The sequence below is a fragment of the Arthrobacter zhaoguopingii genome, from assembly GCF_009828595.1.
Taxonomy (GTDB): Bacteria; Actinomycetota; Actinomycetes; order Actinomycetales; family Micrococcaceae; genus Arthrobacter_D; species Arthrobacter_D zhaoguopingii.
On the sequence record NZ_WPNY01000012.1, the window covers coordinates 44,714 to 70,520 of the forward strand.

The 25,807-nt window shown below is 69.2% G+C and carries 28 protein-coding genes and 1 riboswitch; of the genes, 19 read left to right on the top strand and 9 right to left on the bottom strand.

The genetic code is table 11. The features are described from left to right. Window positions 1-63 precede the first annotated feature (63 nt). Window positions 64-681: an ABATE domain-containing protein gene (locus GVV86_RS14750; RefSeq protein ID WP_159803198.1), complete on the bottom strand. Its 618-nt coding sequence runs from the start codon at window positions 679-681 to the stop codon at window positions 64-66. Between the two features lie 278 nt (window positions 682-959). Here GVV86_RS14750 and GVV86_RS14755 point away from each other — a divergent pair, with 278 nt between their 5' ends. The 6 genes from GVV86_RS14755 (at window position 960) to GVV86_RS14780 (ending at window position 4,854) form a co-directional block, all read left to right on the top strand. Beyond that, window positions 960-1,604, top strand: coding sequence for a uracil-DNA glycosylase family protein (locus tag GVV86_RS14755; RefSeq protein WP_246199854.1), 645 nt, complete (start codon window positions 960-962; stop codon window positions 1,602-1,604). 117 nt (window positions 1,605-1,721) lie between these two features. Further along, window positions 1,722-2,786 (top strand): spore photoproduct lyase family protein, encoded by a 1,065-nt coding sequence (locus GVV86_RS14760; protein ID WP_159619757.1) that lies wholly within the window; start codon window positions 1,722-1,724, stop codon window positions 2,784-2,786. A gap of 123 nt (window positions 2,787-2,909) precedes the next feature. Then, complete coding sequence (locus GVV86_RS14765) at window positions 2,910-3,104, top strand: hypothetical protein (RefSeq protein ID WP_159803199.1); 195 nt, start codon at window positions 2,910-2,912, stop codon at window positions 3,102-3,104. Between the two features lie 148 nt (window positions 3,105-3,252). Further along, a complete protein-coding gene (locus GVV86_RS14770) occupies window positions 3,253-4,002 on the top strand; it encodes a YqjF family protein (RefSeq protein ID WP_159803232.1) in 750 nt (249 codons plus the stop codon). 11 nt (window positions 4,003-4,013) lie between these two features. Then, window positions 4,014-4,352: an ArsR/SmtB family transcription factor gene (locus GVV86_RS14775; protein ID WP_120167524.1), complete on the top strand. Its 339-nt coding sequence runs from the start codon at window positions 4,014-4,016 to the stop codon at window positions 4,350-4,352. Window positions 4,353-4,356: 4 nt separating this feature from the next. Continuing rightward, window positions 4,357-4,854, top strand: coding sequence for an SRPBCC family protein (locus tag GVV86_RS14780; RefSeq protein WP_120167526.1), 498 nt, complete (start codon window positions 4,357-4,359; stop codon window positions 4,852-4,854). 62 nt (window positions 4,855-4,916) lie between these two features. Here GVV86_RS14780 and GVV86_RS14785 read toward each other — a convergent pair whose 3' ends face one another. Then, on the bottom strand, window positions 4,917-5,609 hold the full coding sequence (locus GVV86_RS14785; protein ID WP_159803200.1) for an SDR family oxidoreductase: 693 nt from the start codon (window positions 5,607-5,609) through the stop codon (window positions 4,917-4,919). 105 nt (window positions 5,610-5,714) lie between these two features. Between GVV86_RS14785 and GVV86_RS14790 the strand changes: the two genes are divergently transcribed. The 3 genes from GVV86_RS14790 to GVV86_RS14800 all read left to right on the top strand — a co-directional run bounded on the left by GVV86_RS14790 (window position 5,715) and on the right by GVV86_RS14800 (window position 8,117). Further along, on the top strand, window positions 5,715-6,269 hold the full coding sequence (locus GVV86_RS14790; protein WP_159803201.1) for an AMIN-like domain-containing (lipo)protein: 555 nt from the start codon (window positions 5,715-5,717) through the stop codon (window positions 6,267-6,269). Between the two features lie 214 nt (window positions 6,270-6,483). Next, window positions 6,484-7,680, top strand: a complete 1,197-nt coding sequence (locus tag GVV86_RS14795; protein WP_159619672.1) for a TerC family protein — start codon at window positions 6,484-6,486, stop codon at window positions 7,678-7,680. Window positions 7,681-7,778: 98 nt separating this feature from the next. Next, the gene (locus GVV86_RS14800) at window positions 7,779-8,117 is read left to right on the top strand and encodes a YciI family protein (protein WP_159803202.1); all 339 of its coding nucleotides are present in this window, start codon (window positions 7,779-7,781) and stop codon (window positions 8,115-8,117) included. A gap of 35 nt (window positions 8,118-8,152) precedes the next feature. On the opposite strand, the gene GVV86_RS14805 is transcribed toward GVV86_RS14800, so the two are convergent. Further along, a complete protein-coding gene (locus GVV86_RS14805; RefSeq protein WP_159803203.1) occupies window positions 8,153-9,796 on the bottom strand; it encodes an ABC-F family ATP-binding cassette domain-containing protein in 1,644 nt (547 codons plus the stop codon). Between the two features lie 104 nt (window positions 9,797-9,900). Between GVV86_RS14805 and GVV86_RS14810 the strand changes: the two genes are divergently transcribed. Together GVV86_RS14810 and GVV86_RS14815 are read left to right on the top strand one after the other, a co-directional pair. Continuing rightward, on the top strand, window positions 9,901-10,875 hold the full coding sequence (locus tag GVV86_RS14810; RefSeq protein ID WP_159803204.1) for an ATP-grasp domain-containing protein: 975 nt from the start codon (window positions 9,901-9,903) through the stop codon (window positions 10,873-10,875). 32 nt (window positions 10,876-10,907) lie between these two features. Then, complete coding sequence (locus GVV86_RS14815; RefSeq protein WP_159619664.1) at window positions 10,908-11,339, top strand: ChaB family protein; 432 nt, start codon at window positions 10,908-10,910, stop codon at window positions 11,337-11,339. Window positions 11,340-11,378: 39 nt separating this feature from the next. On the opposite strand, the gene GVV86_RS14820 is transcribed toward GVV86_RS14815, so the two are convergent. The 5 genes from GVV86_RS14820 to GVV86_RS14840 all read right to left on the bottom strand — a co-directional run bounded on the left by GVV86_RS14820 (window position 11,379) and on the right by GVV86_RS14840 (window position 14,990). Then, entirely contained in the window at window positions 11,379-11,684 is a 306-nt protein-coding gene (locus tag GVV86_RS14820) for a PRC-barrel domain containing protein (protein WP_159619662.1), read from the bottom strand. 76 nt (window positions 11,685-11,760) lie between these two features. After that, window positions 11,761-12,810: an iron-siderophore ABC transporter substrate-binding protein gene (locus GVV86_RS14825; RefSeq protein WP_159803205.1), complete on the bottom strand. Its 1,050-nt coding sequence runs from the start codon at window positions 12,808-12,810 to the stop codon at window positions 11,761-11,763. A 114-nt stretch (window positions 12,811-12,924) separates the two neighbouring features. Continuing rightward, complete coding sequence (locus GVV86_RS14830; protein ID WP_159619658.1) at window positions 12,925-13,155, bottom strand: DUF6480 family protein; 231 nt, start codon at window positions 13,153-13,155, stop codon at window positions 12,925-12,927. A 74-nt stretch (window positions 13,156-13,229) separates the two neighbouring features. Next, window positions 13,230-13,502: a hypothetical protein gene (locus tag GVV86_RS14835; RefSeq protein WP_159619657.1), complete on the bottom strand. Its 273-nt coding sequence runs from the start codon at window positions 13,500-13,502 to the stop codon at window positions 13,230-13,232. Between the two features lie 117 nt (window positions 13,503-13,619). Continuing rightward, window positions 13,620-14,990: a dihydrolipoyl dehydrogenase family protein gene (locus tag GVV86_RS14840; RefSeq protein ID WP_159619655.1), complete on the bottom strand. Its 1,371-nt coding sequence runs from the start codon at window positions 14,988-14,990 to the stop codon at window positions 13,620-13,622. 103 nt (window positions 14,991-15,093) lie between these two features. On the opposite strand from GVV86_RS14840, the gene GVV86_RS14845 reads away from it, so the two are divergent. Both GVV86_RS14845 and GVV86_RS14850 read left to right on the top strand, forming a co-directional pair. Then, window positions 15,094-15,915, top strand: a complete 822-nt coding sequence (locus GVV86_RS14845; protein WP_246670000.1) for a CPBP family intramembrane glutamic endopeptidase — start codon at window positions 15,094-15,096, stop codon at window positions 15,913-15,915. 133 nt (window positions 15,916-16,048) lie between these two features. After that, window positions 16,049-18,079, top strand: a complete 2,031-nt coding sequence (locus tag GVV86_RS14850; RefSeq protein ID WP_246670003.1) for a sensor histidine kinase — start codon at window positions 16,049-16,051, stop codon at window positions 18,077-18,079. Here GVV86_RS14850 and GVV86_RS14855 read toward each other — a convergent pair. Beyond that, complete coding sequence (locus GVV86_RS14855) at window positions 18,076-19,149, bottom strand: NAD-dependent epimerase/dehydratase family protein (RefSeq protein WP_159803207.1); 1,074 nt, start codon at window positions 19,147-19,149, stop codon at window positions 18,076-18,078. The genes GVV86_RS14850 and GVV86_RS14855 overlap by 4 nt on opposite strands. Before the next feature lie 148 nt (window positions 19,150-19,297). Between GVV86_RS14855 and GVV86_RS14860 the strand changes: the two genes are divergently transcribed. The 6 genes from GVV86_RS14860 (at window position 19,298) to GVV86_RS14885 (ending at window position 25,767) form a co-directional block, all read left to right on the top strand. Continuing rightward, window positions 19,298-20,392 carry a YihY/virulence factor BrkB family protein gene (locus GVV86_RS14860; protein WP_159619649.1) on the top strand — a complete coding sequence of 365 codons (1,095 nt, stop codon included), beginning with the start codon at window positions 19,298-19,300 and terminating at the stop codon, window positions 20,390-20,392. Window positions 20,393-20,502: 110 nt separating this feature from the next. After that, on the top strand, window positions 20,503-21,570 hold the full coding sequence (locus GVV86_RS14865) for a FecCD family ABC transporter permease (RefSeq protein ID WP_159803208.1): 1,068 nt from the start codon (window positions 20,503-20,505) through the stop codon (window positions 21,568-21,570). Between the two features lie 77 nt (window positions 21,571-21,647). Beyond that, on the top strand, window positions 21,648-22,658 hold the full coding sequence (locus GVV86_RS14870) for a FecCD family ABC transporter permease (protein ID WP_159619754.1): 1,011 nt from the start codon (window positions 21,648-21,650) through the stop codon (window positions 22,656-22,658). A gap of 1 nt (window position 22,659) precedes the next feature. Continuing rightward, window positions 22,660-23,508 (top strand): ABC transporter ATP-binding protein, encoded by an 849-nt coding sequence (locus tag GVV86_RS14875; RefSeq protein WP_159803209.1) that lies wholly within the window; start codon window positions 22,660-22,662, stop codon window positions 23,506-23,508. After that, window positions 23,505-24,551 (top strand): siderophore-interacting protein, encoded by a 1,047-nt coding sequence (locus GVV86_RS14880; RefSeq protein ID WP_159619646.1) that lies wholly within the window; start codon window positions 23,505-23,507, stop codon window positions 24,549-24,551. The genes GVV86_RS14875 and GVV86_RS14880 overlap by 4 nt, the downstream gene beginning before the upstream one ends. 123 nt (window positions 24,552-24,674) lie before the next feature. Beyond that, a riboswitch (cyclic di-AMP (ydaO/yuaA leader) is annotated at window positions 24,675-24,908 on the top strand. Between the two features lie 4 nt (window positions 24,909-24,912). Beyond that, complete coding sequence (locus GVV86_RS14885; RefSeq protein WP_159619645.1) at window positions 24,913-25,767, top strand: M23 family metallopeptidase; 855 nt, start codon at window positions 24,913-24,915, stop codon at window positions 25,765-25,767. The last annotated feature ends 40 nt before the right edge of the window (window positions 25,768-25,807 follow it).

Below are 25,807 nucleotides of genomic sequence, written 5' to 3' on the forward strand. Positions count from 1 at the left end.
CGGCGGCGGATCCAGTGCGGGAGCGCGCCGGCTCCCGATGCTGGAGGCGGTGTCCCCGGGCGGTTACGAGCCCGGGGACACCTCCTCCGCATGGGTGCGCTTGTAATAGGCGCGCGAGGCGCGGACGCGCATCCCGCAGGCCGGCGTGCACCATTCCCTGCGGGGATGATCCTTCAGGAAGAACAGGAAACACCCCGGAGCCTGGCAGTCGCGCAGCTGGTGCAGCCGCTCCCCGGAGAACAGGTCGGCGGCGTCCCGGGCCAGGGCCGACAGCGCGGACCGGGGAGCGGTGCTCCGGGCCCGGGTGGACTTCGACAGCGCACCCTGCGGGGTGAGGGTCAGGACCGGTGATGCCGGGGCCAGCGCGGCGGCGCGGTTCAGGACCGCGACGGGCCCGTCGGCCGGGCTGAGACCCTTGGTGAGGTCCGAGGCGAGGGTCCGCACCGCGCTCCGCAGTTCGAGGAACAGTGCGAGGTCGGCCTCCCCGGCCTCGGCGAGCTCCTCGGCGGGCAGTTCGATCCCGTCGAGCTGCGGGGCCACTTCGAGGACCCAGGCCGCCACATCGGCCGGCGTCGAAAGTCCCTCCCGGGGCTTCCCGCGTACCGCGAAGTAGGTGTTCGCGAGGTCCAGGGCCGGAGAGTCCCGGATGACCGGAGCTCCGCCCTCATATGTCATGGGCATCTTCTCATGATAACAGTAATCGATAAACGTGAGAACAGCGCACTCCATGCTATCGCATGGCACTCCGCCCGGCTCCCTCCGTATGAGTTCCGGGACGGCGGCGTGTCCGCTGCGACACGCCGCCGCACTTCCCCGTGAAGGCGGGCCCGGTCGGCCTTCTGAGGCGCGGAGGGGCGGGGATTATGGCCCCTGCGCCGGGGCGAAGCCCCCTGCGGCGTAAACTGGAGATCTGCGGACAAGTTTGTGCCACTCCAGGCGATGTCCGCTAGGAGGTTGAATTGGCACAACGTATGGCGGACCCCACCTATCAGGCCCAGCAATGGGAGCGGCGCTACGATCCCAACATTGAAGACGTGAACCGGCTGTGCGATTCGCTCGGGGCCCTCAAGCCCGGGTCATCCGTTCCGTACATCGATCCGGTGCACGACGTCGATGGCTGTAAGATTGTCAGTCTTTTCTCGAGTCCCGGTTCATCGCTGCCCTCGGGGTTCGTCTCGTTCGAAAACGACGATCCGGCCTCCGTGCGGATCGCCGAGATCTACGAGTCCGCCGGCCTGCGCCCCGAGCAGGTCATGCCGTGGAACGCGTACCCGTGGTTCCTCGAGGAGGGCAAGGAGCGGGCGCTGTCGATGGATCAGATCGCCGACGGTGTGAAACCGCTCCTGAGTTTCCTCCAGCAGGTTCCGCGCGCCTCAGCCCTGATCGCCCACGGCGCCGACGCCCATAAGGCGGCCCGCCGGCTCATGAAACTCGAGAACCGGGCCATCTACAAGCGCGGCTTCAAGATCTATGAGGTGCGCTCCACCAGCGAGCGGGCCTTCAAGGGGACGCCGGCGAACCAGGAGATCTGGCTCAAGGAGATCCATGCGGCCTACACCGACGCCATGGGCCGCGCCGGCATCCGGGTGCGCCAGACCATCTAGGCCGCGCCGGGCCGGGGCCGTTCGTTGCCCGGATCGCCGCAGCCCGGGCCATCCCCAGAGTGTCGGTGCGCCGCGATAGCGTGGAATTCCCCCACGAACCGGAGCCAGGCATTCATGATTGAGGCGAGCAAACTCCTGCAGGTCAGCCGTATCTACATCGAACCGGAGGCGGCCGCGCTTCCCCGGGGCCAGCAGGTGCTGGCACGCTGGCCGGAGGCCGAGGTGGTCGAAGTGGCGAGCCACTGGCGTATCCCCGAGCTCAGCGGCGACGAGGCGAACGTCCGGCGCTGGGTGCGGATCAAGACCGAGGCTCTCGTCGTGGGCGTCAAGAAGTCGCTGGCGGCAAAGCCCAACGGGCGCTCCGCCGACTTCATCGCGCCGTCCACGGCGAACGGCTGCGCGATGGCCTGCGCCTACTGCTACGTCCCGCGGCACAAGGGCTACAGCAACCCCATCACGGTCTTCGCGAACATCGAGCAGATCAGCGGCTATCTCGAGCGGCACGTGGCGCGCCAGGGCATGAAGCTCGAGCCCAACCAGTGCGATGACACCGCCTGGGTCTACGACATCGGCGAGAACAGCGACTGTTCGGTCGACGCGATGGTCAGCGACAACGTCCGGGACCTCGTCGATCTCTTCGGGAGCCTGCCGACGGCCAAACTGTCCTTCGCCACCAAATACGTCAACCGGGACCTGCTCGGCTGGGACCCGCGTGGCCGGACCCGGGTACGGTTCTCCCTCATGCCCGAGCGGCTGGCGCGGATCGTCGACGTCCGCACCTCGCCCATCTCTGAGCGCCTTGCCGGGGTCAATGACTTCGTGGAGGCCGGGTACGAGGTCCACCTCAACTTCTCCCCGGTGATTGTCACGCCCGGATGGCAGGAGGAGTGGCGCTCGCTTTTCGCGCAGATCGACGCCGTCCTGACTCCGCGGGCCAAGGAGCAGCTCGCGGCGGAGGTCATTTTCCTCACCCACAACCAGCAGCTCCACGAGGTCAACCTCGGCTGGCACCCCCGCGCCGAGGAGATCCTGTGGCGGCCCGAGCTCCAGGAACAGAAGCGCTCGTCGAACGGATTCATCAACGTCCGGTACACCGCCGCCGAAAAGCGCGGCTACCTCGACGACTTCCGGGCACTGATGGGGCGCCACCTTCCGTACTGCCGCATCCGCTACGCCTTCTAGTCCGGTCACATACGACGGTTGGATTTTTCCTTGTCCGCGTATCCCCCCGGCCCTACAATCGATTCACCCCGCAACGGCCGACTCGCGCGGCTCGGTGGGCATTTTCAGGGAGAGGACGTTTCCATGATGATCCGGCCCGAGTCGGGCGGCTCCGAAACCCCTGGGCGGCGCAGGTACCAGCGACCCTCGCCCACGGCACTGCGGAACCCCGAGTCGAACAAGCTGCTGCGCGACCTTTCGGCGCGGCGCCACCAGGCGATGCAGAGCCTGACCAACCGGGCGCGGGCGAACCACCGTACACCCCCTCCGTCCACCTGAGACGGATCCGCGCCAGCTCCGCGGGAACTCCCCGGGAGCAGGCGGCGGGCAGGCAGTCAGCGGGCGGAAGGGCGGCGCGGTGACCTCCAAGCATTCCCGACCCACCAGCGCCTGGCCGGATCCGCCGCCCCTTCCGCGCCCGCTCATTATGGACCAGTTCTGGGCCGACGCGGTCTTCCTGCACTGGAGGATCCCGGTAGCAGCCGCCGCGCGTTACATGCCGCCGGGGGTGGAACCCGATGAGATCGACGGCTCCACCTGGGTCGGCCTGATCGGCTTCCGCATGGTCGGCGCCGGGCTGGGGCAGGGGATGCCCGTTCCCTACCTTGGGTCGTTCACCGAAATCAATGTCCGCCTGTATTCACGGGGGCCCGACGGCGTGCGAGGCGTCGTCTTCGTCACCCTCGACGCGTCGCGTCTGGCCGTGGTGCTGGCCGCCAGGGCCTTCGGGATCAACTACGTGTGGTCACGCTGCCGCCCGACAGGGGAGAAGGCCGGTGCCGTGGGCGGGGAGCGGTTCGGCTACGACGTCCGGCGGTTCAGGGGCCGTGCGTCCTCCTCGTTCTCGGTGCGCCCCGACCGGACCGCGGCTGCGGCTGATCCCCTTTCGCTGGAACTGACCGCCCGGTACGGGCTGCATACCGGGCTCGGCGGCCGCACGCTGTATGTCCCCAACACGCATGAACCCTGGCGCCTCTTTCCCGCCGAAGTGGTCCACCTCCGGGATTCCCTGGTGGCGGCGGCGGGCTTGGAGGTGTCGGGACCGCCCGAGTCCGTGCTCTTTTCGCCAGGGGTGCAGACCCAGTTCGGGAGGCCGGGAGTTCCGGCGGCGGGCCCGGAGAGGGGCCGGGTTCCCCGTGCCGGAAAAACCCTTGACGCCGGATGGATGCCGGCGTAAGTTACAACCAAATGGTTGTAGATCAAGTTGACGATGCCAGGCTGGACCGCCTCTTCCAGGCGTTCGCCGATGCCACCCGCCGCGATATCCTCGCCCGGGTCATCACGGGGGAGTACTCGGTGTCCGGGTTGGCCGCCCACTACGCCATGAGTTTCGCCGCAGTACAAAAGCATGTCGCGGTAATGGAGCGTGCCTCCCTCGTCACGAAGGAGAAGCGCGGAAGGGAGCAGATCGTGCGGCCTGATCTTGAGGGTGTGCAAAAGGCGCGGCGGCTGCTCGAAGAGTACGAGCTGATCTGGCGGCAGCGTGTGGACCGGATCGCTGACATTCTCGCTGAGGAAAAGGAGTAGTCCCATGACATTCATCTCTTCGCACCAGGACCCGGAGGCGCTCAGCCTCACCTTCGTCGCCGAGTTCGATGCCAGCGTCGAACGGGTATGGCAGGTCTGGGAGGACCCGCGCCAGCTCGAACGCTGGTGGGGTCCGCCCACCTACCCCGCCACCTTCCAGCGGCATGAGTTTGTGCCTGGGGGCTCCGCCAACTACTACATGACCAGCCCCGAGGGTGAGAAGTTCCACGGCTGGTGGAAGATCACGGCCATCGACGCACCCCGCCGCCTCGAGTACGACGACGGATTCGCCGACGAGAACGGCGTGCCGGACGACAAGATGGGGGCCACCCACAGCGTCATGACCCTCGAGACCGTCGAGGGCCGCACCCGGATGACCACGGTGACCGTTTTCGAGAGTGCCGAACAGCTCCAGCAGATGCTGGAGATGGGCATGGAGGAGGGGGTCCGGGAAGGGATGGGCCAGATCGACGCCCTCCTGGCCGAACCCGCGCGCGCCTGAGCAGTAGTCGCCCGGCCGGCCCGGGCCGGCCGGGACCGACGCGGGCCGCAGGTGCCGAGGCCTCAGACCATCCCGGACGGACGGATGCTCAGCGTCTCGATGGTCGCCTCCCGGGAGGCATCGGCGGCGAGCCGCACGGCCTTGGCCACCTGAGCCGGCTGGATCCAGGCCTCGGGGGAGTACTCCTTGCCCTCGAACCGGTGCAGTTCCTCCTGCATGTCGGTGGCCACCCGGCCCGGGTGGATCGAACTGACCCGCACCCCGTGCCGGCGCTCCTCCTCGCGGAGGGCATCGGTAAAGGCGCGCAGGGCGAACTTGGTGCCGCTGTAAGCAGCCGATCCGGCCCCCGAGGAGTAGCCGGAGCCTGAATTGATGGCAATGACCTGGCCGCGCGATGCGCGCAGGGCCGGAAGAAGCCGCCGGGTCAGGCCGACCACGGCGAAGAGGTTGACCGCGAAGCTTTCCTGCCACGCGTCGTCGGGAAGGTCTGCGATGGCGCCCACCCGCAGGACGCCTGCCGAGTGCACAAGCAGGTCGAGCCGCCCGATTGCCGCGCAGGCCCGCTCCACCTCCCCTGGATGCTGAAGATCCGCGGCGAAGATGCCTGCGGAGGGAAGGTCGGCGGCCAGTTCCGTCAGGGCGCGGGAGTCGCGCCCGCCCAGCAGGAGGTGGTGGGTAGGGGCGAGTTCGGCGGCGATGGCGCGGCCAATGCCGCGGGAGGCGCCCGTGACGAGGGCGACGGGGAGTTCGGTCATTGAGCCACAATAACAATCCGGCGCCAACCTGCCGGGCAGCAGATCCTTCCTTTCAGAGCGGAGATACCATAATTGCACCTATTCCGCAACCTTAGATGGTGTGTAATGAAAAATCTCAAGAAGAAATCGTCCTCCGCGCTTGCAGTGCTTGCACTCGCGGCGGGGCTGGGGATCGCGGCTCCTGGGCCGGCGTCGGCTGCCTACTGCGGCATCACTTGGGGTTCACTGCCCAAGACGGCCGCTGCTCAACCGACGGCGCCGATCACGAACGTGCGTGCCGGCCGGCACGCGTGCTTTGACCGGATGGTGATCGACCTGCGCGGGGAGCGGGTCGGCTACGACGTCCGCTATGCCCGGAGCGTCCATGCGCCCGGGTCCGGTGCGCACGTACCGCTCCGCGGTGCGGCGGACCTCTCGGTCCGCGTCAAGGCTCCCGCCTATGACGCCCGTGGTAATGCAACCTACCGGCCCTTCAACCGCAGTGATGTGGTGAGCACGGCCGGGTACAGCACCTTCCGGCAGATCGCCTACGTGGGCAGCTTCGAAGGGGAGACCACCTTCGGGCTGGGCGTGCGCGCCCGGCTTCCCTACCGCGTGTTCACCCTTGACACGCCGGGGACCGGCTCACGGCTCGTGGTCGACGTGGCCCACCGGTGGTAGCACCGGGGTTCGGCCGGGGGCGGTGATCCGCCTCCGGCTCCACCCAGGTGGCCCATCCGGACCCGGCATCCAACAGAGCCCGCAGCGGTGCCCGCACCCCTGCGGGCTCCGTCATGTTTCCCGATCCGGAGGCGCCGGGTAAGTCCGTCCCAGTATCGTTGAAGCCTGCCGGCCGTGAGCCGGCGCTCAGCCTCTGGGAAGGAAACACGTACGGATGGATGTTCCGTTTTTCGTCTGGGTCGTCACGGGCATCGGAATCGTGGGCCTGCTGGCCTTCGACTTCTTCTTCCACGTCCGCAAGGCCCACACGCCGACGCTGCGGGAATCGGCGATCTGGTCGTCCATCTATGTGGGAATCGCCGTCCTTTTCGGGTTGGGGGTCCTGGTGTTCGGCGGTCCCACCGCGGGCACCGAGTACTTCGCCGGTTACATCACCGAAAAAGCGCTGTCCGTGGACAACCTGTTCGTGTTCCTGATCATCATGTCCAGTTTCCGCGTACCGCGGGCCGACCAGCAGAAGGTGCTGCTGTTCGGCATCGTCTTCTCCCTCATCGCACGCACCGGCTTCATCTTCCTCGGTGCGGCACTGATCAACTCGTTCGCCTGGGTGTTCTACATCTTCGGATTGATCCTGCTCCTCACCGCCGGGAACCTGCTGAAGCCCGGCGGACACGACGACGACACCGAGCCGGCGATGGTGCGCCTGGCCCGGCGGTTCCTCCCCGCGTCCAAGCACTACGACGGCGACAAGCTGTTCACCATCGAGAACGGCAAGCGGGTCCTCACCCCAATGCTGCTGGTCATGATCGCCATCGGCGGAACGGACATCCTGTTCGCGCTGGACTCCATCCCGGCGATCTTCGGGCTCACGCAGAACGTGTTCATTGTCTTCACCGCCACGGCGTTCTCCCTGATGGGCCTGCGCCAGCTGTTCTTCCTCATCGACGGGTTGCTTGACCGCCTGATCTACCTTTCCTACGGCCTGGCCGTGATCCTGGGGTTCATCGGCGTCAAGCTGATCCTGCACGCGCTGCACGAGAACAACCTCCCCTTCATCAACGACGGCGAGGAGGTGCCTGTGGTGGAGGTCGGCACCGGGGTGTCCCTGACCGTGATCCTCGGAGTCCTCCTGGTGACGGTCCTGGCCTCGGTCTACAGCCCCAAGGGCAAGGCCAAGAACGCCGTCTCCGGCGCCCGGCGCCATGCCACCGACTACCTCGACCTCAACTACGAGACGGACATTGTTGAGCGCGAACGGATCTACGCGAAGCTGTGCGCCGAGGAGGCGGACCTGAAGCGGCTTCCGGAGAAGTACAAGCGCCTGATCCGCAACGAGACCGAGTTCCTCGAGCTCATCGGCAGGGCGCACGCCGAGCATGACAAGGCCCTCGCCCGCGAGCCCGGCCGCTAGCGGTACCCGCGACGCGGAGAGGGACGGCTCATCGGACGCCGGTCCTCGATGCGCCTCCACCAGTTGCGGGCGGCCCGCCGGCGGGGCACCATCGGGACATGACCAAGTACCTCATCTCCTTCCCGAGCGAAGCCATGGTGGTCAGCGCCGAGGATTTCCCGATCGTCTCCGCCGAATCCCACGCCGTGATCCAGGAGGCGAAGGATGCCGGAGTCTACGTCTTCGGCGGGGGGATCAACGAGCAGGTCGATCCGGTACTGGTCTCCGCCGACGGCTCGGTGGGCACCGAACTCTATCCGGGCTCTCAGCTCACGGGCGGGTTCCTCGTGCTCGAACTGCCGACGCGCGGGGACGCGCTCGAGTGGGCTCGAAGGATCGCGGTGGTCTGCCGTTGCCCGCAGGAGCTCCGCGAGTTCGGGTACGACCCGGAGAGCTAGCCGGACCCCGCGCTCGGAGGTGTCCCGGGGCCGGCTCAGGCGGGGCGGACCCGCACCTGGCCGCCGTCGACCTCCCACCGGGTGTCAAGGCGGACGTTCTCCAGCAGCCTGCGGTCGTGTGAGACAAGGAGAAGGGCCCCGGTGTAGCCCTCGAGGGCCGATTCGAGCTGTTCGATGGCCGGAAGGTCGAGGTGGTTCGTCGGTTCGTCGAGGACCAGGAGGTTGACCCCGCGGGCCTGAAGCAGCGCCAGCCCCGCCCGGGTCCGTTCGCCGGGCGAGAGTGAGCCCACCCGGGCCCCGGTCTGGTCAGCCTTCAGGCCGAACTTCGCCAGAAGGGTACGCACCTCGGCCTGGCTCAGCTGCGGCATCAGGCGTTCGAACGCGTCCCCCAGGGGCGCCTCCTCGTCCAGCAGACGGCGGGCCTGGTCGATCTCGCCCACGGCCACGCTGGCGCCCAGGGCCGCCGTGCCCTCCGCGGGGGCCTCGTGGCCGAGCAGGAGGCGCAGCAGGGTGGACTTCCCGGCACCGTTGGGCCCGGTGATGCCGATGCGCTCGCCCCCGTTGACCTGCAGGGACACCGGGCCGAGCGTGAAAGCGCCCCGCCGGACGGTCGCCTGGTTCAGGGTCGCCGCGACCGAACTGGACCGCGGGGCGGCGCCGATGCTGAACTGCAGCTGCCACTCCTTGCGGGGTTCCTCCACCTCATCGAGGCGGGCGATGCGCGACTCCATCTGCCGGACCTTCTGGGCCTGCTTCTCGGAGGACTCCATGCTGGCCCGGCGGCGGATCTTGTCATTGTCGGGGTTCTTCTTCATGGCGTTGCGCACACCCTGGGAGCTCCACTCCCGCTGGGTCCGGGCCCGGGCCAGGAGGTCCGACTTCCGGTCGGCGAACTCCTCGTAGGCCTCCCGGGCGTGGCGCCGGGCCACGGCCCGCTCCTCGAGGAAGGCGTCGTACCCGCCGTCGTACACGGCCACCTGGTTCTGGGCCAGATCGAGTTCGACCACCGTGGTGACGCAGCGGGCCAGGAACTCTCGGTCATGGGAGACAAGCACGACACCGCCGCGGAGGTTCTGAATGAAGGACTCAAGGCGGGCGAGGCCGTCGAGGTCAAGGTCATTGGTCGGCTCATCGAGCAGCACTAGATCAAAGCGGCTGAGCAGCAGTGCCGCCAGGGCGACGCGGGCAAGCTGGCCGCCCGACAGGGAGGTCATGAGGGCGTCCGGGGCCACACCCACCGCGAGGTCGGCCAGCACCGGCGGGATGCGCTCCTCGAGGTCCGCGGCGCCGGAGGCCAGCCAGTGATCGAGCGCGGCCGCATAGGTGTCCTCCACCTGGCGGGTTCCCGAGCCCAGCGCCTCCGCCGCCTCCTCCATGGCCGCCGTCGCGGCGGTCGCCCCGGTCCGGCGGGCCAGATAGGCAGTGACGGTCTCCCCGGGGATCCGCTCGTGCTCCTGGGGCAGCCAGCCGACGAACGCGTCAGCGGGGGCCGTGCGCACCGAACCGGCGGCGGGAGCGTCGGCGCCGGCCAGCAACCGCAGCAGCGTAGACTTCCCCGCGCCGTTCGCCCCGACCACCCCGACGACCTCTCCCGGGGACACCGTGAGGTCGAGGTCGGTGAACAGGATCCGGTGGCCGCGGCCGCCGGCGAGGGACTTGGCCACGAGTGTTGCAGTCATGGGTCCAGTCTAGGAGGCCCACCGCCCCGGGCCCGCCGGGCCGGCGGGATCCCGCGCCCGGCTAGGATGGGCGGAACCCGATCACCCACGCCGCGGGAGGACCCATGAAGACCATCTACGCGCTCCATGAAAATCCGGACTGGTTTCCGCCCTTCGCCCGGGCGTTCGAACAGGAGGGCGTCGAGGTGGTGGAGTGGGTGCTCACCGATGGAGTGCTCGACCTGGACGGCGTGCCGCCCGAAGGGATCTTCTGGTCCCGGATCAGCGCCTCGGCCCACACCCGCGGCCACGGACTGTCCAAGGACTACGCCCGCGCGGTGCTGTCCTGGCTTGAGGCCTCCGGACGCCGGACGGTCAACGGGCGGCGCGTGCTCGAGCTGGAGATGAGCAAGGTGGACCAGCTCACGGCGCTTCGGGCCGCGGGGATCGACACGCCCCGGACAGTGGCGGCCATCGGACGGCGGCGCATTCTCGAAGCTGCGGAGGCCTTCGAGGCGCCGTTCATCCTCAAACACAACCAGGGCGGCAAGGGACTGGGGGTGCGGAAGTTCGACTCCCACGCCGAACTGGCCGACTACGTCGCGTCCCCGGATTTCGAGGAGCCCGAGGACGGAATCACCCTGGTGCAGGAATACCTGCAGGCCGCCGAGCCCTTCATCACCCGCGTCGAGCTCGTCGGCGGGAGCTTTATCTACGCGATTAAGGCCGACACCGCGCGCGGCGGGTTCCAGCTCTGCCCCGCCGACGCCTGCGCCATCGACCCGGTGACGGGCCGGCCGGTTATGCCGCCGGGAGCCACTATCGCGCCGGAACCCGGCCAGCAGCTATTTTCCCGAAGAGAGGGGTTCGACTCCCCGATCATCGCCGCGTACTCCGACTTTGCCCGGCGAAACCACCTTGAGGTGTGCGGCATCGAGTTCATCGAGACCGTCGACGGGAGGGTGGTGACCTACGACGTCAACACGAACACCAACTACAACGCCGTTGTGGAGGCCGGGGCGCCGCTCTCGGGCCCGCGGGAACTCGTCCGCTACCTCGCCCGGCTCGCCGACCCGGACAGGCAGCCGGCACCGGCCTAGGATTGAGGCACGCTCCCGGAGGAGGGACACCGATGGCAGGAGACAAGGGAAAGCGCAGGGTAACGAAGAACGAGCTGCCCAGCACGCTGCAGCGGTCGGGCGGTGCCGCCCGGGCCACGTTCGCCCGGACCCTGGAGTCAGCCGAGGAGCAGTACGGCGACGGTGAGCGGGCGCACCGCACCGCGTTCGCGGCGCTGAAGCACACCCACGAGAAGGTGGGCGATCACTGGGAGCCGAAGGAGAAGAACGGCCCTTCCGATGCCCGGGCCGAAGGCGGTGCCGACTCCTCCCGAGACACGGCCGGCGGGGTTGACGCCAACGCCTCCAAGGCACACCTCTACGACCTGGCGAAGCGGCTCGGCGTGCCGGGCCGGTCGACGATGACCAAGAGCGAACTCGTCGACGCGCTGCAGAAGGCGAACGACGCCTCCACCCGCAGGGCCCGGGAGGCCGAGACGCGCTGACGGCGCACTGACCGGCCGCCGCGCCGCCCGCGGCTGCCGCTACAGCCCGTAATAGTCGCCCAGCAGCCGTTCCTCTTCGGCGGAGAGCTCCTTGTCGCTGGCCACGTCGGGGGCGTCGCTGATTCTGTCCCGGGTCCACCCGAGGTGGAGGTCTCCTCCCTCGAAACGCGAGCCGGCAAGCGGAACGAAGTGCTCCCGGGTGTTCAGCAGGCCCAGCGAGACGGTGACCCAGCCCGGCGCTCCCGAGGACTTCTCAAGGTGGACCTCATTGACGGCACCGAGTTTGGTGCCCTCGCTGTCCCACGCCGTCGCGTCCTGCAGTTCGTTGATATCAAGCTGGGCCATGGCTGCTCCGTTCGTTTTTACCATTTCAGCCCAGATCGCCGGGATGGGCAATGGCCCGTCCCGGCGCCCTCCGGGGCTATCCGGCGTTGTCCACCGCATCGCCCAGCAGCGGCAGGAACTTCTCCAGGGCCCAGGGCAGGCTCAGGGGGCTGGCCGCGGAGATCGAGAGGGTGAGGGTGTTGTTGCTGTCGGCCACGAGCGCACCCGACTTGACGGCCGGAATCTGGCCGAGCAGCGGGTCGGTGGCAACGGCGTCCTTCGTGGCTTCGTCAGGCACCCAGGTGACGAAGACATCGGATTCGAGTTCGTTGGCCCGCTCGGCCGACCAGGGGATGAAGAATTCGTCGGAACCCTCCGCAGCACTGCTGATGACCTCGGCCTGCTTCATGCCCAGCGAGGACAGGAACCGGGGGCGGTTGTCGTTGGCGGTGTAGAGGCTGACCGGCTCCGCTCCGGCGGGGTCGAGGGTGCCGTAAATGAAGCTCTTCCCCTCAAGCTGGGGGTAGTCGGCCGCGGCGTCGTCGATGGCCTTCTCCGTGTCGGCGACAAGGTCCTCGGCCTGCTCGGGCAGGCCCAGTGCCTCTCCCACGAGGCGGGTCGAGTCCTGCCACGCCGTGCCGTAGGCGGTCTCGGGGTAGGCCACGACCGGGGCGATGTCGCTGAGCGTGTCGTAGTCCTCCTGCGACAGCCCGGAATAGGCGGCGAGGATGACGTCCGGGTCGGTGGCCGCGATGTCATCGAAGGGGAGGCCGTCGGTCTCCGAGTACTGGACGGGGGCGTCGTCGCTGCCGATCGGGGCGCCAAGCTCCTCCAGTTTCGCGTCCTTCCACGGGGTCGAGCCCTGGTCGTTCCCGCCGTAGGTGTCAGTGGGCATCCCGACCGGAACCACACCGAGGGCGAGCGAGACATCGGCGTTGACCCAGGAGACCGTCGCCACCCGCTCGGGCTTTTCCTCAAGGACGGTTTCGCCGAAGGCGTGCTCGATGGTGACGGGGAACGCATCCGCCGCCCCAGCCTCGTTCCCGCCGGACCCTGCCGATTCTCCGGACGCGGGGCCGGTGGAGCAGGCCGAGACGGACAGGACGGCAGCGGCCGCCAGGAGGGCGCGCGTGCGGAGGGGGGCCATGGGGCTCCTTGACTTCTTGGTGACCCTTCGGGGTCTTTCGATCAGGACAGAAGTAAGGCTAGCCTAAGCTAAGGCCGCTTGAAAAAAGTCCTTCTAGGCCGGGGCGGGAGCCGGTCAGAAGAAGTTGGCAATATAGCCGACGAAAAACAGCAGAAACAGTAGGACGATGATGCCGGTGACGGCGAGCCAGATGCGTGAGAAGCCCTTCGAGGGCCCGGCCTCGCCGTGGCCCTGCTGCGCGGCGGTGCTCGCCTCGCCGGGAGGAGTTTCCCCCGGTGGCACCCCGCCGCCGGGCTCCAGCCCGGTGAGGTTGTCGTCCTTCGGGTCGGGATTCGCTGCGGACATCTTTTCCTCCGGGTTGACCAGCGGGTGGTGGTGCTCCTTAGCCTACCCCGAGAAAGGTAAGTCTGCTTAGGATCTCAGCCGGCGGGCTGCGCTGGTTCCTCCATACGCTCCTTCGGCGCCTCCCGCTTCGGTGTCCACGACATGGTGATATTGACGCCGTCGTGCGTCTCGTTGACGAAAAGGTGAAGGTCCTCGCCCAGGAGGGCCTCGTGCTCGAAGTCGTCCCCGGCGTCGCGTGCCATCTCGCCCAGGCGGCAGATGGCTACGGCCATGGCGCGGCCCCAGTCCTGTGGGTGCTTGCTCGTCGATTCCTCGGTGGCTGTGAATTTTCTGCCGGTCGTGTTCATGTCTCTCCCTGATCCGGAGGTGGAGAACGTGCCTTCCCTCAGATGGAAAGCGTTTCCATTTTATCAGCGGGTCCGTCCGGGCGTCAGGGTGCCGCCGGGTTGCGAAAAGTCCGGGTCTCAGGACCGCAGGGCCGCGCGGGCAGCCTGGCCGATCACGGCGCTGTAGGTCGGGTAGGCGAACTTCACCCGTGCAAGGGTTGCGAGGTCGGTGCCGGCGGCCATCGCCGCGGCCACCGCCTGGATGACCTCCACCGCGTTCTCCCCGACGGAGTGGGCGCCGAGGATAAGCTCCCGGTGCCGGTCGGTCACCAGCTTGAGGAAGCCCTGTTCGCGGTCATCGATGATGGGGCGTTCCACCGCGGCGTAGGGCAGCACGACGGCGTGGCACTGGGAATCGCGGGCCCGCGCCTGGGCCTCGGTGAGGCCGACCCCCGCATAGTCGGGGTCGGTGAATCCGCCCTCGGGCAGCAGGTGGTGCGGGGTGGTGCGGTTGGCCCCCAGCACCGCGTTCTCTGCGGCGGTCTCACCTTCAAACACGGCCGCCTGTACGAGCATGCTCGATCCGTTGGCATCCCCGGCAACAAAGATGTGCGGCACGTTGGAGCGGAGGTAGTCGTCGACCGGCACGGCGGTGCGGGTCGACTCGACGGAGGCAGCCTCAAGGTTCAGCCCGTCGAGGTTCGCCGGCCACCCCGCGGCCATCACCACGGACTCCACGGAGATCTCCTCGGACTGCCCGCCGCTGCGCCAGGACAACCTCAGCGCGCCGTCCGAGGGCCGAATCGCGTCGATCCCGGCGATGCCGGTTTCCACCCGGACCCCCCGTGCGCTGAAACCCTCGGTGACGGCCGCCGCGACATCGGCGTCCTCGGTCATCAGGATCCGCGGGGCGACATCGAGGAGCAGCACCTGCGATCCAAGGGCATGAAAGATCGTGGTGAGCTGGGCGCCGGTATGGCCCCCGCCGATCACCGCGACCGACGCCGGAAGCTTCGGCATGGAAAGCACCTCATGGGGCAGGACCGCTGCCTCGGCCCCCGGAATGGGAAGGCGCCGCGCGCTGCCCCCGATGCACAGGATGATCGACCGGGCGCTGACCAATCGGTCTCCGATGGCCACCGTGTGTTCGCCGGTGAAGGAGGCATCCCCCGCGAGCAGATCGATGCCGAGCCGGTCGATGAGCGCGGGGTACCCCTTGGCGGCGAGGACCCGCTCAACAGTGGCGCGGACCCGGTCGACGGTGGTGGGCCAGTCAACCTGCGGTTCAGCGACAACGATGCCGTAGTCGTGGGCGGTGCGGACCTCGCGGAACAGCCGGGCGGTCTTGGCCAGGACACGGGTGGGAACGCAGCCGGAATTCACGCAGGTTCCGCCCAGGGCCGAGCGCTCAACCACCGCCGTGCGCGCCCCCAGCTCGGCGGCGCGCGCGGCGGCGGCCATGCCCGCAGGCCCCGCTCCAATGACGAGCACGTCGTAGGTGTAGTCCATGAGGCACTCCCTGGGTGGACGGCAGATGTACCGCTATCCTGTCGTGGATCCCCCCGCACCTCAAGGCCATGACTCCCGCGGCCGCCGGGAGTACGCTCGATGTGTGAGCACCTCTACGACGGCAGAACCGATCGTCCGGCACTCCGCGCTGAACCTGGTTCCGGCCATCGCAGCCGTCCTGTCAGGGTTCCTCCTCTTTGCCCTCGAGTACCGGGTGGCGGGGTATCTCCTGCTCGCCGCCGCGGTCGCTGCGGCCGCCCTGATCAGCCGCCCCCTGCTCAAGGACGTTGGGCTCGCGGCCCTGGGCATCACCATCATCAGCACCGTCCCGATCACCACGGACATCAGCATCGGCCACATGGCCGTCATGGGGACCGCGATGGTCCTTGCTGTCGGGCTGCCCTACGCCGTCTCCCGCTGGGTCTTCCGGGACCACGCCATCCGCTTCCCGGTCCTGACCGGCTCGAAGTGGTCCCGGACCGAACGGTGGTACCTTGCCGCCGTCGTCGTGATCGGGTACCTGATCCTGCCCGTGTACATGATCCCGACCGGGGTGTACCGGAACTGGCCGGCGGCCAGCGACGGCACAGACATCTTCAAACTGTTCCTGGGCACCAACGTCCTGGGAATCTGGGACGAACTGTTCTTCATCTGCACGCTGTTCACGCTGCTGCGCCGGCACCTGCCGGAATGGCAGGCCAACCTGCTGCAGGCGGTGGTGTTCACCTCCTTCCTGTGGGACCTCGGATTCCACGCCTGGGGCCCCTTCCTGATCTATCCCTTCGCCGTGATCCAGGGCTGGATCTTCGCGCGCACCAAGTCGCTCTCCTACATCGTCAGCGTCCACCTCCTCTTCGATTTCGTGCTGTTCCTGGTGCTGCTCCACGCCCATAACCGCTGGTTGTTCCCAATCTTCCTGTACTGACTGCAGTGAGCCGTTAGGCTGGATGCCACCGGTTCGCAGCGGCGCGCCGGGCCGCGGGCCCGTGCGGCCCGCCGGGGACAGATCTCTGGAGGAAAAGGTGCGGGAAGGGCAGCTCACAGGGCCCGTGCAACGGATGGCGGCGCTGCCTCCGGCGGTTCTCCATGTGCTTTTCGCCGCAGCCCTGGTCACGGCCGTCTACATCGGCAGGGGCACCCAGTTCGAATCCAGCGGCTACGCCCTGGCCTGGCCCGCGGCCGGGGCCGGCTTCCTCTGGGTGCTGTGGGCCTGGCCCCGCCGCGTCGGCGTGGCGTTGGCCCTGACGGGCATCTTCGTCCTCACCTCCCTGCTCAACGGGTTCACCGGCCTGCCCCCGGATGCCGCCCTCATCACCGGCTTCGGCAACCCGGTGCAGGCGCTCGCCGCCGTGTTCCTCTTCACCCGGTTCGTTCCTACGCGGACCCAGCAGAGCGTGGGGGAGTATCTGGGCCTGGCCGCGGCGGCGGTGATCGCCTCGGTGATCGGCGGCGCCGTCATCGCGGCGGGCGCCTATGCGGCAGGTTCGGGCCTCACCGTTCTCCAGGGCTTTTCGCCCTGGGTTGTCCGTAACGCCGTCTCCCTTGTCACGTTCGGAAGCTTGGCGCTGGTGGCCACCCGGACCGTGCCCGGACCGTCGCCCGCCCGGCCCTCGGCCCGCCGGTGGGTCGAATTTGTCGCTCTGGCAGGGGCCACCGCGCTGCTCTACATCGTCAGTTTCGTGCCCTCGAATCCGTTGCCGATCGCCTTCGTCACCCTTCCGGCGAACATCTGGGCGGGCCTGCGCCTGACCACCGGCTGGGCGATGGCGCACGGCCTGGCCAGCGGCACCCTTCTGGTCTGGCTGACCATCTCCGGCAACGGTCCCTTCGCCACCCTGCCAGCGGATGCCGCGGCCTATGTGGCCCAGGCATTCACCTTTGTCGCCTTCTCGGTCTCGGCGGTCCTGGCCCTCAACGGCGAGGAGCGGCTGCGCCTCATCGCCAGCCTGTCCGAGGCACACCGGGAAGCCCAGGCCGCGACCCAGCTCCGCGACGTCGTGATCGAGAAGATGTACGACGGCGTCATCGCCGTCGACGCCGCCGGCGCGGTGTTGGTGCACAACACAGCCGGGGCCCGCTGGGTGGGGGAGACCCGGCTGCGCTCGGACGTGCCCTGGACCGCGCGCTATGACTTCCGGACGACGGCCGGCGTGCCGCTGGCCGAGGAGGAGCTCCCGCTGAACCGTGCCCTCGCGGGGGAGACCGTGGAGCGGGAGAGCATCGATCTTCATCTGCCAGACGGAGAGTTGCTCCACCTCTCCGTCGACGCCGTGCCGCTGCCGGCCGGTCAGGGCGCGGTCATCGTCTTCCACAATGTCACGGTCGAGCGGCGGCACCAGCAGGACCTTGCCCGTTTCGCCTCGGTGGTGGCCCACGACCTGCTCACTCCGCTGACGGTCTTCGACGGATGGCTCGAAATCCTGGAGGACGAGGATCTCACCGAGGAGGAACGCGCAAGCGTTGTCCGGCGCCTGAGCCGGGCGAGCCTGCGCATGAGCAGCCAGATCCGGGCGCTGCTTGACTACAGCCTGGCGAAGGCGGACAAGCTCACCCCCGGACCAGTCGACGTGAACGCCGTCGTCTCGGCGATCGTCGACCTGCGCGCGGCCCTGCCTGCCGAATCGGATGCCCCGCCGGTCGACTTCCGGCTCGACCTGCGCAGCGACGTCTACGCCGACAAACGGCTGTTCACCCAGTTGATGGAAAATCTGATTGGCAACGCGGTGAAGTACGGGCCCACCAACGGCACGGCCGTGGTATCGGTCACCTCGGAAAAGGACCCCGAGACCGGCTGGACGCGGATCGCCGTGGCCGACAACGGGATCGGGGTGCCGGCCGGGGACCGCGAGCGCATCTTCACCGAGTTCCACCGGTCCCCCAACGGCGCGTCCCGCGCCCCGGGCACCGGACTCGGGCTGGCCATCTGCCGCCGGATCGTCGAAAGCCACGGCGGGGACATCCGGGTCGAATCCCCGCCCACCGGCGGCGCCGTTTTCGTCGTCACCCTCCCGGCCGCCCCGGGCCAGCTGCCCGCCGGCATCGGGGCCGCAGCCGCCGGCTCGCCGGTCCCGGCCGGGGGCGCCTCCTAGCTGCCCTCCGGAGGCCGGCCGTTCCGCGGGTAGAGCGCGGGCGACGCGGGGTGGCCCCCTCCGCCCCGCATCCCCGCAAGGATGGCGGCCATCGCCTCGATCGAGGAGTGCTCGGGACTCCAGCCCAGCACCGCGGCGGCCCGGTCGGTGCTCATCACCGGCGACTGCGCGGCCATGTCGACCCAGCCCGGGTCCGTCCGCTGCACGCCGAGGGACCAGCTCACCCCCACGACGGCCCGCAGCAGGGCCACCGGCACGTTCAGGACGCGCCGGGCGCCCAGGAGTCCCCCTACGCGGGCGGGGGTGAGCTCCGGCTCGGCCGCGATGTTGAACGCGCCCGAGGCCCGCCGGTCGACGACGCGCCAGTAGGCGTCGGCGACGTCGTCGGCATGAACGGCCTGGAACACCATCCGGTCCGGAATGGGCACCACGGGCGGAGCGACCCGGCCGAGGAACACCTTCGGAATGAGCGGACCGAGGAAGTACCGGCCGACCTCGCTGCCGGCCCCTGTCTGGAAGATCAGGCCCGGCCGCAGCCGGGCCACGGGGATCTCCGGGTAGTCGAGTTCGAAGCGGTCAAGCAGCCGTTCCTGCTCCGCCTTGTGCCGGCTGTAGTGCGAGGTGGTGATTCCTCCGGTGGGCCAGGACTCGTCCCTGCGGACGGACTTGCCGGAGGGGGAGTAGGCCCCGACCGAGGAGGCGCAGACAAACTGCCGCACGCCGGCTTCCCCGGCGGCCCGCAGGGCGTTCTCGGTGCCCAGCACATTGGTCCTGTGCATAGCGGCTTCGTCCCGGTTCGGCTGGATAGCCCAGGCGAGGTGGATGACGGCGTCGACGCCGGCCAGCGCGCCGGGGAGTCGGCGGCGGCCCTCGTCGGTGCCCACATCGAGGGTGTGCCACTCGACGCCGCTGTAGGGCGGGGCCGACTCGTCGGGGCGCCGCCGGGCGATTCCGACGATCGAGAGGAGCCCGGCATGCCCGGCCGCCGCACGGTCCGCGGCCGCCCGGTGGAGCCGCCGAAGCACAGCGGTGCCGACATTTCCGGTGGCTCCGATGACGGCAATACGCATGGGGACCGCTCCTTCTCGTCGCTTTGTTACACCGTAGTGGCTGTTCATCCAACTGGACTAGTAAGTAAGCTTATGGTGCAGTTACGGGGAGACAGTGCAGCGGCGGCCAGCCGTACGTCTGCAGCCAGGCACGTAGGTGGAGGTAGCAGTGAACAGCAAGAACGCATCCGAGGCAGGGACTCAGGAGGAGGCGACGCGCCTCAAGGCCCAGAACGCCCCGGACCCTGACGATTCGCGCAAGCCCGATGATCCGACCGAACTCGCCAAGCCGGCCTGGGGTTACATCCTCAAACGGACCGTGAGTGAGTTCAGCAAGGACCAGTGCACCGATCTTGCGGCTGCCCTTACGTTCTTCGCCGTGCTGTCAATCTTCCCTGCCATCCTTGCGCTGGTCTCCCTGCTGGGCGTCTTCGGCCAGGCGGAGGCGACCACCGCCCAGGTGATGGGCCTCGTTGAGCGGTTCGCCCCGGCAGACGCCGTCAACACCATTGAGCCCGTCGTCGACCAACTCGCCTCCTCCAACGCCGCCGGGCTCACGTTGGTCGTCGGTATCCTCGGCGCCATCTGGTCGGCCTCCGGGTATGTCGGCGCCTTCGCCCGCGCCATGAACCGGGTGTATGAAGTGCAGGAGGGACGGCCCTTCTGGAAGCTGCGCCCGATCATGCTTGCCATCACCGTGACCGTGTTGATCCTCATCGTTGCCCTGGCCCTGATGCTTGTGCTCTCGGGGCCTGTCGCGGAGGCTGTTGGCAATACGATCGGCCTCGGTGCGGCGGCCGTAGCCGTCTGGAACATCGCCAAATGGCCGGTCATGGTGGCTTTCGCTGTCGTGATGATCGCCATCCTCTACTACGGTGCTCCGAACGTGAAGCAGCCCAAGTTCCGCTGGATGAGCATGGGTGCCTTCATCGCCCTGATCGTCCTGGCCCTGACCACCACGGCCTTCTCCTTCTACGTTGCGAACTTCGGCAGCTACAACAAGACCTACGGCGCCATCGCCGGCGTGATCGTGCTGCTGCTGTGGCTGTGGATCGCGAACATCTCCCTGCTGTTCGGCGCCGAGTTCGACGCCGAGGTAGAGCGGGGACGCCAGCTCCAGGCTGGCATCGAGGCGGAGGACACCATCCAGCTCCCGCCGCGCGATACCAAGGCCACCGACAAGAAAGAAGAGAAGACCCTCAAGCTCGTCAATGACGGGCGCGAACTGCGCAACAAATACGAGCGGGAGTCCCTCCACCGATAGGACTGCATGGATCGGAGCGGAGGGGATTAGGGTACGGCACCGTTTCCTAATCCCCTCCAACGTAGGCTAGCCTTACCTCAGACCGATCCCGTGGCTGAGGAGGAACGCAGATGGCAGTGCGAGCGACCGCGCTGCCAGGGGCCGCCCCCGCCCCGGACGCCATCTCCGCCGTGGAGGGGAGCGTGCCGGGCGGACGGAAACGAAAGCTCCTCGCCGCCGCCGCCGCGCTCGCCCTGATCGGCGTCGCCTCCCTCACCCTGGGCGCCCGCCCGGTCGGGCTTGACACTTTCCTGCAGACACTCACGGCCTTCGACGCGGCCAACGGCGACCACGCCGTGGTGGCATCCCGGGTCCCCCGCACCCTTGCCGGGCTGCTCGTCGGGGCCGCCCTCGCCGCCGCCGGTGCCGCCATGCAGGGCGTGGCACGCAACCCCCTCGCCGACCCGGGCATCCTGGGCATCAACGCCGGGGCCGCCCTCGCGGTGGTTGCCGGGATCCACCTTTTCGGCGTCAGCGGGCCTTTCTGGTACCTCTGGTTCGCCTTCGCCGGGGCCGCCGCCGCGGCCGCAGCCGTCTACGCGGTCGCCGCGCTCGGCCGCGAAGGCGCAACCCCCATCAAACTCGCCCTCGCCGGGGCCGTCCTGGCCGGCGGGCTGGGCAGCCTGACCAACGCCATTCTCGTCTCACAGCAGGAAACCCTCGACCGGTTCCGCTTCTGGCAGGTGGGCACCCTTTCCGGCCGCGGCTTCGAGGTGCTCGGCACCGCCGCACCGTTCCTTGCCGCCGGGCTGGTCCTGATCCTGTGCACAGGCCGGATCCTCAATGCGCTCGCCCTCGGCGACGACGTCGCCCGGGGCCTGGGCCAGCGGGTGGCCCTCGCCCGGGCGGGCGTGGCGCTCGGCGTGGTGGTCCTGTGCGGGGCGGCCACCGCCGTGGCGGGCCCGATCGCCTTCGTCGGCCTGGTCGTCCCGCACCTCGTCCGGCTGCTGGTCGGCTCCGATTACCGGTGGGTGCTGGTCTTCTCCGCGGTCCTCGGTCCGGTGCTCCTCCTGGGTGCCGACATCCTGGGCCGGATCCTGCTCCCGCCGGGGGAGATCCAGGTGGGCATTCTGACCGCGCTCGTCGGGGCGCCGGTCTTCCTGGTGCTGATCCGCAGCCGTAAGGCTGCGGACCTGTGAGCGCCTCGACCCAGGCCGGTCGGCGGCCTGACCGCACGGCCGAGTCCGGAACCGCCGCCGGAGACCTTGCAGGAGTCTTGGCTGCGGGGCGCGCCGCACGGCGGCGGGCCCGCAGCGTCCGGGCCGGTGCGCTGGTGCTGGCCGTCGTCGTCCTGTTCGCCGTCTCGGTGCTCCTTGGCTCCTACACGGTCACCGTGCCCGACTTCTTCCGCATCCTGGGCGGGGCACAGATCCCCGGGGCCAGCTTCATCGTGCTCGAGAACAAGCTGCCGCGCGCCCTGATTGCCGTCCTCGTGGGGCTCGGTTTCGGCATGGCCGGGACGATCTTCCAGACTCTGCTCCGCAACCCCCTGGCCAGCCCCGACGTCATCGGCATCAGCTACGGGGCCAGTGCAAGTGCGGTGACAGCCATCGTTCTCTTCGGAGCCTCCGGGGCGGCGGTGTCCTTCGCCGCGGTCGCCGGTGGCCTGGCGGTGGCCGCCGCCATCTACCTGACCGCCCGCCGCGGCGGCCTCGGCGGGTACCGGCTGATCCTCGTGGGCATCGCCTTCGCTGCTGTCCTCCACGCCCTGGTGAACTTCCTGCTGACCCGCGCCGACCTCCGGACGGCGGCCGAGGCGCTGGTCTGGCTCACCGGATCCCTGAATTCAAGCAACTGGGACCGTGCCGTCCTGCTCGGGGGCGCCCTGGTGCTCCTTGTCCCCGCTGCCCTGGTGCTCTCGCGCATCCTCCAGCTCCTTGAGCTCGGCGATGACGCCGCCGCCGGACTCGGGGTGCGGGTGGAGGCCTCCCGGGCCGCCCTGATCCTGACCGGCGCCTGCCTCGCCGCCGTGTCCACCGCCGCGGCCGGTCCGGTGGCCGCCGTTGCCTTCCTCTGCGGGCCCATCGCCCGGCGCCTTGTGGGCGGACCGCCCTCCCTCGCCCTTGCAGGCCTGGTGGGCGCCGTCCTCGTCCTGGCCGCCGACTTCGTTGCGGCCAACCTGATCCCCGGCACCTCCCTTCCGGTGGGTGTACTCACCGGGGCCCTCGGGGCGCCGGTCCTGCTCTGGCTGCTGATATCCGTAAACCGATCCGGCCAGGGAGGCTGACATGGCTGATACCCCGCGAGTACCCTCCACGCTTGAGGCGCGTTCCATCACGCTCGGCTATGACGAGCGGAAGGTGGTGGACGGGCTCACCGTGGCGCTCCCGCCGGGCAGGGTCAGCGTCATCGTCGGTGCCAACGGCAGCGGAAAATCGACGCTGCTGCGGGGCCTGGCCCGGCTGCTTCGACCCTCCGGCGGGTCGGTGCTGCTCGACGGGCAGGACATCCGCTCCCTCCCCTCCCGCGCCGTGGCCCGGACCATCGGACTGCTGCCCCAGGCGCCCGTTCCGCCCGGGGGCATCACCGTCGCGGAACTCGTCGGCCGCGGCCGCTACCCCCACCAGGGCTGGTTCCGACGCTGGACCCCCGGGGACGACGCCGCCGTGGCCGAGGCCCTGAGGGTGACGGACACGCTCTCCTTCGCCGACCGCCCGGTCGATGAGCTGTCCGGCGGCCAGCGGCAGCGCGTCTGGATCGCCCTCGCACTGGCCCAGCAGACCGACATCCTGCTCCTTGACGAGCCGACCACCTTCCTCGACGTCGCCCACCAGATCGAGGTGCTCGACCTGGTCACCGACCTCAACCGGGGCGCCGGAACCACTGTGGCCATGGTGCTCCACGACCTCAACCTCGCCGCCCGCTATGCCGACCACCTGATCGTGCTCAAAGACGGGCGCCTCGCGGTGCAGGGCCCGCCGGACGCCGTCGTCACGCCCGGCCTGGTGCGTGAGGTCTTCGGCCTGCAATGCACCGTCATCGCCGACCCCGTCGCGGGAACCCCCCTCGTGGTCCCGGTGGGCCGCCATCACGCCGCGCCCGTGCCCGCCGGGGCCCGCGCCGGGGCGGCGTCATGACCGAAACCACCCGGCGCCCGGCCCGGACCGCGCCGGCGGTTCCCCCGGTGCTCGCCTTCGACGTCGAGGTGAAGAAGGTTGAAAGGATCGGCGCGAACTTCCAGCGCATCACGTTCGGCGGGGACTGCCTGCGGGACTTCGGCGTGAACGGCCCGACCTGCGACCTGCGGATCAAGGTCATCATCCCTCCGCCCGGCGGCGGCACGGTCGACCTCCCCGGCGAACTTCTGCGCGGAGCCGGCGACGGCTGGTACCAGCGCTGGCTCGGCCTTGACCCGGCCGAACGCGGCGTCATGCGCACCTACACCGTTCGAGCGTCCCGCTGCCAGGGCCCATCGCCCGAAATCGACGTGGACTTCGTCCTGCACTTCGACGCGGACGGCAGCGCCGGGCCGGCCGCTCGATGGGCTGCCGGTGCGGCCCCCGGGGCGACGCTGTGCCTGATCGGCCCGAACGCGGCGGCCGCCCGGTGTGCAACCGCCGGCGCCTACGGCGGCATCGAGTGGAAGCCCGGACTGGCGGGCTCGGTTCTCCTGGCCGGGGACGAGACGGCGGTCCCGGCCATCAGCGCAATCCTCGAATCCCTGCCACCGGATCTTGGCGGGCAGGCCTTCCTCGAAGTCGCCGACGCAGCGGACATCCAGCCCCTTGAAACCCCCTCCTCGGTGGAGGTCACCTGGCTCGTGCGCGGACGCGTGGAGCACGGCGGACTCCTGACCCAGGCCGTGCGCCGCGCCCTTCCCCCACCCGGCTGGGCCGTCCTGGCCGGGTCCGCCCCGGACCGGCAGGGCGCCCCCGGGCCCGAACCCGAGGAGGTGGACGTCGACCGCACCATCCTCTGGGAGACCCCCCAGGCGCTCTCCGCCGCGGCCTCCTCGACCGCCGAACGCCCGCCGGGGTCCCAGCCGTTCTATGCCTGGATCGCGGGGGAGGCCTCGATGGTCCGGGAGCTGCGCCGGTACCTGGTCCGCGACGTGGGCATCGACCGGAAGCAGGTCGCCTTCATGGGGTACTGGCGCCGCGGCAGGTCCGAATCTGCGTAGCGGCACGGCGTGTTGCTGCCGACACGCCCGGTGGAATATAACGGAATTGTAACTTCCGGCAAAATGAGTAAACTTGCTTGAAGTCTCAACACCGTGTATTCCCTGGTCCGTACGCCCAGCCCTGTCAGCGGACCGCCCTGACCCACCTCATGACAGGGGCGGAGGACCCACTTCCCGGCAGCACACCGCTGTCTTCGGGGTGAAGCCTTCACTGCATTGAACTGTCCGCACACAGCGGACCGGATGCCTGCATGCCCGCTAGAGGGGGCATGCAGGGTGCCGGCCCTGTGCAGTGGGGCCGAGTCGACTCTTGCTCGAACCCGACAGCTAACTTCGCAGGCGTCGCAGAGAGGCATTGAACTTGACCAACCCGGCCCTGCCCGGACGCCGCCGCGCGTCCGCAGCTGTCCTCAGCGCCACTTCAGCAACACCGGCTCCCGCCGCACCGGAAGCCGTCCCAGCCTTCCCGACCCGCCGCTCGCTGCGGCCCGAGCCGCTGCCGGTCCGCCGGCGCGAGCTGCGCCGCACGGCGGCCGCCGACACCAAGCCGGCGGGCCTCCTTCCGCGGATGCGCGCCGGAGCCCTCGTCGTCGGCCTGGCCGCCGTCGGCGCGGGCCTGGTGATGGGCGCCGTCCCCGCCCCGGCCTCAATGGACACCAAGACCTCCACGGTCCAGGCCGCCCCGGCCGCGTCCCTGCCGCAGATCACCGCCGACGCCGCCGCCGACATCGACTTCAGCCGCCAGAAAGTAGCCGGCGTGGCAATGACCAAGTCCGGCGCCACGGCCAAGACCCTCTCCACCGGGATCGCCCGCACCGGCGACAAGCCCACCCTCTCGGCGCCCCTCGAGAACCTGAGCGTCGCCTCGACCTTCGGCTACCGCGTGAACCCGCTCGGCGGCTACGCGCCCGAACTTCACACTGGCGTCGACTACGCGGGAGCGTGCGGAACCCCCGTCAAGGCCTCGGACAAGGGAGTTGTTGTCGACGCCGGCTGGCACGCCTACGGCGGCGGACAGCGGATCGTGATCGACCACGGTGACGGGCTCAAGTCCACCTACAATCACCTCAGCTCGATCGGCGTCAGCACGGGCCAGGCCATCGCCCGTGGCGCGCTGATCGGGGCCGTCGGCACCACCGGAAACTCCACCGGGTGCCACCTGCACTTCGAGGTCCTCGTCAACGACGAGAAGGTCGACCCCCTGCCCTGGCTCTAGGCCGGAACAGGCCCTCCACCGGAAGGCGCTCCGGGCGGGT

Bases quoted from the DNA above. Each gene is read 5' to 3' on its own strand.
- GVV86_RS14880 (WP_159619646.1), top strand. From the start codon at position 23,505: ATGACCGAAACCACCCGGCGCCCGGCCCGGACCGCGCCGGCGGTTCCC.
- GVV86_RS14785 (WP_159803200.1), bottom strand. From the start codon at position 5,609: ATGACCGAACTCCCCGTCGCCCTCGTCACGGGCGCCTCCCGCGGCATT.
- GVV86_RS14770 (WP_159803232.1), top strand. From the start codon at position 3,253: ATGGACCAGTTCTGGGCCGACGCGGTCTTCCTGCACTGGAGGATCCCG.
- GVV86_RS14830 (WP_159619658.1), bottom strand. From the start codon at position 13,155: ATGTCCGCAGCGAATCCCGACCCGAAGGACGACAACCTCACCGGGCTG.
- GVV86_RS14820 (WP_159619662.1), bottom strand. From the start codon at position 11,684: ATGGCCCAGCTTGATATCAACGAACTGCAGGACGCGACGGCGTGGGAC.
- GVV86_RS14810 (WP_159803204.1), top strand. From the start codon at position 9,901: ATGAAGACCATCTACGCGCTCCATGAAAATCCGGACTGGTTTCCGCCC.
- GVV86_RS14765 (WP_159803199.1), top strand. From the start codon at position 2,910: ATGATGATCCGGCCCGAGTCGGGCGGCTCCGAAACCCCTGGGCGGCGC.
- GVV86_RS14790 (WP_159803201.1), top strand. From the start codon at position 5,715: ATGAAAAATCTCAAGAAGAAATCGTCCTCCGCGCTTGCAGTGCTTGCA.
- GVV86_RS14825 (WP_159803205.1), bottom strand. From the start codon at position 12,810: ATGGCCCCCCTCCGCACGCGCGCCCTCCTGGCGGCCGCTGCCGTCCTG.
- GVV86_RS14865 (WP_159803208.1), top strand. From the start codon at position 20,503: ATGGCAGTGCGAGCGACCGCGCTGCCAGGGGCCGCCCCCGCCCCGGAC.
- GVV86_RS14855 (WP_159803207.1), bottom strand. From the start codon at position 19,149: ATGCGTATTGCCGTCATCGGAGCCACCGGAAATGTCGGCACCGCTGTG.
- GVV86_RS14775 (WP_120167524.1), top strand. From the start codon at position 4,014: ATGGTTGTAGATCAAGTTGACGATGCCAGGCTGGACCGCCTCTTCCAG.
- GVV86_RS14750 (WP_159803198.1), bottom strand. From the start codon at position 681: ATGCCCATGACATATGAGGGCGGAGCTCCGGTCATCCGGGACTCTCCG.
- GVV86_RS14780 (WP_120167526.1), top strand. From the start codon at position 4,357: ATGACATTCATCTCTTCGCACCAGGACCCGGAGGCGCTCAGCCTCACC.
- GVV86_RS14805 (WP_159803203.1), bottom strand. From the start codon at position 9,796: ATGACTGCAACACTCGTGGCCAAGTCCCTCGCCGGCGGCCGCGGCCAC.
- GVV86_RS14800 (WP_159803202.1), top strand. From the start codon at position 7,779: ATGACCAAGTACCTCATCTCCTTCCCGAGCGAAGCCATGGTGGTCAGC.
- GVV86_RS14875 (WP_159803209.1), top strand. From the start codon at position 22,660: ATGGCTGATACCCCGCGAGTACCCTCCACGCTTGAGGCGCGTTCCATC.
- GVV86_RS14835 (WP_159619657.1), bottom strand. From the start codon at position 13,502: ATGAACACGACCGGCAGAAAATTCACAGCCACCGAGGAATCGACGAGC.
- GVV86_RS14795 (WP_159619672.1), top strand. From the start codon at position 6,484: ATGGATGTTCCGTTTTTCGTCTGGGTCGTCACGGGCATCGGAATCGTG.
- GVV86_RS14815 (WP_159619664.1), top strand. From the start codon at position 10,908: ATGGCAGGAGACAAGGGAAAGCGCAGGGTAACGAAGAACGAGCTGCCC.
- GVV86_RS14850 (WP_246670003.1), top strand. From the start codon at position 16,049: ATGGCGGCGCTGCCTCCGGCGGTTCTCCATGTGCTTTTCGCCGCAGCC.
- GVV86_RS14840 (WP_159619655.1), bottom strand. From the start codon at position 14,990: ATGGACTACACCTACGACGTGCTCGTCATTGGAGCGGGGCCTGCGGGC.